This is a genomic window from uncultured Porphyromonas sp., assembly GCF_915070105.1.
Taxonomy (GTDB): domain Bacteria; phylum Bacteroidota; class Bacteroidia; order Bacteroidales; family Porphyromonadaceae; genus Porphyromonas.
Genome location: NZ_CAJZFJ010000103.1, coordinates 1 through 4,727, shown reverse-complemented (window position 1 = coordinate 4,727; position 4,727 = coordinate 1). Strand labels below are relative to the sequence as shown.

Annotated in this window: 3 protein-coding genes; all 3 read right to left on the bottom strand. The window is 53.6% G+C overall.

Annotated features, from left to right (window positions below):
- Positions 1-131: 131 nt before the first annotated feature.
- Positions 132-2,285 carry a methylmalonyl-CoA mutase gene (scpA, locus tag QZ554_RS08140; protein WP_297195706.1) on the bottom strand — a complete coding sequence of 718 codons (2,154 nt, stop codon included), beginning with the start codon at positions 2,283-2,285 and terminating at the stop codon, positions 132-134.
- A 20-nt stretch (positions 2,286-2,305) separates the two neighbouring features.
- Positions 2,306-4,165, bottom strand: a complete 1,860-nt coding sequence (gene mutA, locus QZ554_RS08135) for a methylmalonyl-CoA mutase small subunit (protein ID WP_297195705.1) — start codon at positions 4,163-4,165, stop codon at positions 2,306-2,308.
- Positions 4,166-4,494: 329 nt separating this feature from the next.
- Positions 4,495-4,727 (bottom strand): S1 RNA-binding domain-containing protein (locus tag QZ554_RS08130; RefSeq protein ID WP_297195704.1); only part of this gene is annotated, 233 nt, incomplete at its 5' end.

Here is a 4,727-nt window from a genome sequence, read left to right as displayed (position 1 = left end):
AAGACAAGGAACTTACCGATAGAAATAAGCTCAAAGAGTTCATATTATTTCAAACTAAAAAGAGGAGTGCTAGACCTCATAGAGGGTCTAGCACTCCCATACCAAAATAATGACAGAGAAGATCCTCTTGTCTATGCTTCCTCGCCGAGGAGGATCTCGAGGACCTTAGCAGCAGAGTAGGCTACTGGCGTACCAGGGCCGAAGATAGCAGCTACACCAGCATTATAGAGGAACTCGTAGTCCTGTGCTGGGATAACACCACCTGCTGTGACGAGGATGTCTGGACGACCAAGCTTCTTCAGCTCCTCGATGACCTGAGGAATGAGCGTCTTGTGCCCTGCAGCGAGGGAAGAAACTCCCATGACGTGTACGTCGTTCTCTACAGCCTGACGAGCAGACTCCTCTGGGGTCTGGAAGAGAGGACCCATATCAACGTCAAAGCCACAGTCTGCGTAGCCCGTAGCTACGACCTTCGCACCACGGTCATGCCCGTCCTGACCCATCTTAGCGATCATGATACGGGGCTGACGACCTTCACGCTCTGCGAACTTCTTCGCAAGAGCCTTAGCACGGACGAAGTCCTTATCTTCGCCTGATTCAGATGAGTACACGCCTGAGATTGTTCTAATGATTGCTTTATAACGACCTACGATCTTCTCACAAGCATCGGAGATTTCACCGAGCGAAGCACGCAGAGCAGCAGCCTTGACAGCGAGGTCTAGGAGGTTACCTTCCTTGGTCTCTACGCAGTGAGTGATCGCCTCTAGAGCCTTCTTGACAGCAGCCTCATCACGGTTCTTACGGAGGTCGTTGAGTCGAGCGATCTGCTGCTCACGTACAGCGGTGTTGTCGATCTCAAGGATATCAATAGGATCTTCCTTCTCGAGGCGATACTTATTGATCCCTACGATGACCTGCTGACGAGAGTCGATACGAGCCTGGGTACGAGCTGCAGCCTCTTCGATACGCATCTTAGGTAGACCCGTCTCAATCGCCTTAGCCATACCGCCCATACTCTCTACTTCCTTGATGTGCTCCCAAGCCTTGTGCATGAGTTCGTTGGTCAGGCTCTCTACGTAGTATGAACCTGCCCATGGGTCGATCTCCTTACATACGAGGGTTTCCTCCTGGATGTAGATCTGCGTGTTACGAGCAATACGAGCGGAGAAGTCGGTAGGCAGAGCAATCGCTTCGTCGAGGGCGTTGGTGTGGAGCGACTGCGTGTGCCCGAGGGCTGCACCCATAGCTTCGATACACGTACGACCGACGTTGTTGAAGGGATCCTGCTCCGTGAGTGACCATCCAGAGGTCTGGCTGTGCGTACGCAGAGCAAGGCTCTTGGGGTTCTCGGGGTGGAACTGGTTCACGATCTTAGCCCACAGACAGCGAGCAGCACGCATCTTAGCAATCTCCATGAAGTGGTTCATACCGATCGCCCAGAAGAAGGAGAGACGTGGTGCGAATTTATCGACAGGGATACCAGCTGCGATACCTGCCTTGAGGTACTCCAGACCGTCTGCTAGTGTGTAAGCCATCTCGATGTCTGCCGTAGCTCCAGCCTCCTGCATGTGGTAGCCAGAGATAGAGATCGAGTTGAACTTAGGCATGTTCTGCGACGTGTACTCAAAGATGTCGGCGATGATACGCATCGAGAATTCGGGTGGGTAGATATAGGTATTACGCACCATGAATTCCTTGAGGATGTCGTTCTGGATCGTACCAGCCATCTCATCGAGCTTGGCGCCCTGCTCTAGCCCTGCGTTGATGTAGAAAGCCATTACAGGGAGTACGGCTCCATTCATCGTCATCGAGACGGACATCTTGTTGAGGGGGATACCATCGAAGAGCACCTTCATGTCCTCTAGCGAGCAGATAGACACCCCAGCCTTACCGACGTCCCCGACGACACGTGGATGGTCAGCGTCGTAGCCACGGTGGGTAGCCAAGTCAAAGGCCACGGAGAGCCCCTTCTGCCCAGAAGCAAGGTTACGGCGATAGAAGGCGTTGGATTCCTCAGCCGTTGAGAAGCCTGCGTACTGACGGATCGTCCAGGGACGCATAGCGTACATACCGCTATATGGACCACGCAGGTAAGGAGGAATACCCGAAGCATAGTCTAGGTGCTCCATGCCCTCTAGGTCATGAGCGGTGTAGACAGGCTTGACGAGGATCTGCTCAGCTGTACGCCATACAGCATCGTTCTTCTGCTCTTCAGCCCACTTGACGGGACAGGTATGAGCGAAGCCTGCAGACTTAATATCTATGTTCTTGAATTGTGGTTTCATTTCTTTCGTCTCCTTACCTATTAGTTAATACCGAGCTTTTGGTTAAACTGGCGGAGCGTTTCGAGGACGTTGCTCTTGACGTTGATGTAGTTCTCGATGCCGACGGCCTTGAGGTCCTCCATGCAAGCTGGAGCACCAGCTACGACGAACTCTGCACGACCAGCGAGGTACTTGTAGGCCTCGGGTGCATACTCTGCATATTCGTCATCACTTGAGCAAAGGACGATGATCGAGGCTCCAGCTGCCAGCCCTGCATCTATACCCTCCTGTACGGTAGCGAAGCCCAGGTTATCCTGGATCTTGTAGCCAGCACAAGCGAAGAAGTTACTAGAGAACTGAGAGCGGGCGAGACGCATCGCTAGGTTACCGATGGTGAGCATGAAGACCTTAACCTCCTTGCCACTACGTTCGGTAGAGAGACGTAGCGCCTCGAACTCAGAGGCACCACGGTCGAAGCATAGGGCTTCGATGGTTGGGGTACCACAGCCACAGCTGTGCCCACCCTTCTCCTCGGCGTGTACCTTCTGTGAGGCGGTCTCGGTGAAGTTAGGGAACTGGTTTGTACCGAGGAAGATTTCCTTACGTGCAGCTACAGCAGCGTGACGCTTGGTGTTGCTTGCATTGACTGCCTTCTGTACCGAGCCTGCTTCAGCAGCGGCAGCGAAGCCACCTTCTTCCTCTACTGCGAGGAAGAGCTTCCACGCCTCACCAGCAATCGCGTTCGTCAGATGCTCTAGGTAGTAGGAGCCTGCAGCAGGGTCGATGACCTTGTCGAAGTGAGACTCTTCCTTGAGCAGGAGCTGCTGATTGCGTGCGATACGCTCAGAGAAGTTATCCGACTCCTGATAGGTAACGTCGAAGGGCTGTACGGTGAGTGAATCAACACCACCCAGCGTAGCGGACATCGCTTCGGTCTGTGTACGAAGGAGGTTCACGTGCGCATCATAGATGGTCTTGTTCCAAGTGGAGGTTACAGCGTGCATGTGGATCTTAGCAGTCTCACCCTTATACTGGTCGCCATAGGCGCCTACGATCTCAGCCCAGAGCCAGCGTGCTGCACGGAACTTAGCGAGCTCCATGAAGTAGTTGGATCCGACGCCGAAGACGAACTTGATACGAGAGGTAAGCTCCTCGATTGAGTAGCCAGCCTCACCGAGCTTGTCGAGTAGCTCTGCACCCCAAGATAGGGCGTAGCCAAGTTCCTGATAGATATAGGCACCAGCGTTGCTGATGTTCAGTGCGTTTACGGTGAGGACACGGAAGCCAGGCAGAGGACGAATAGCCTCGAGTAGCTCGGTGCACATAGCCACCCACTGAGGGTTGGAGATACCCTTGACGAGTTGCTTCTTGAATGGGTCAAAGTTGATCGATCCCTTGCACTCCTTGACGTTTGCACCTGCTCCTGTGAGGTACTCTACTAGAGCGCCAGCGAGCTTGCTAGCGACAGAGATACAGCAGGTGAAGTTCAGCTCGATAGCCTCGGGCATGATGCCCTTGAGGAGGATAGCTAGGGTCTCCTTGTTTACCTGGTCACGGCTAAGCTTGAAGCCGAGTGAGGTAACACCCTTGTTGAGGATGTCCAGAGCCTTTGCATTTGCTTCCTTGGGATCGATGACGTGGATGTCTTGGCGGATGAGCCACTCATTGTCCATGCGTGTGGAGCGCACGTAGGGGTACTCGCCAGGCATTACATTAGGTGTGGAGAGGCCTTCGAGGTCTTCACGGCGGTAGTAGGGATTTACGTTAAATCCTTCGTTCGTACGCCAAACGAGTCTTTTGTCGAAGTCTGCTCCCTTCAAGTCGGCTACGATCTTATCCTTCCATTCCTGTGTGCTAATGGCCGGAAATTCACTCAGTAACCGTTCTTTGTCAGTTGCCATAATAGTTCAATTTAGTGAATTGATTATTTATTGCGCAAAGGTAAGGTAAATCACTGAGATAGCCTACCCTAGAGGGTCATGTCCGCCCTTTCATCCGATTGACCGCCTCTCCCAGCTGGGGGAAGTAGCTCATAGATGGCACCTTAGGCATGGGTTACAGTAGGAGGTAGGATAGATCAAACCTTCGAATAGATAGGCCTCCATAGCGCCCCATACAAAGAGGTCGCCGTAGACCCGAGGCTCAGCCCTCTCTGGGGCGAGCTACTTGGATCTACGGCGACTCAGGGGATAGAGGGGTAGAGGCTACCCCGTATGCTTATAGTGGAGTGCTATCGGGGACGACGCTCGCCACGCTCAGGGCGGGGGCGACGCTCGGGTTCCTTGTAGCCCTCTGGCTTGGGGAGGAGGGCACGACGGCTGAGCTTGAACTTGCCCGTCTTGGCATCGATGTCGATGAGCTTGACCTCGATCTGCTGGCCTTCCTGTAGCCCCGTATCTTCGATCTTCTCGTAGCGCTTCCAGTCGATCTCCGAGATGTGAAGGAGACCATCCTTACCAGGGA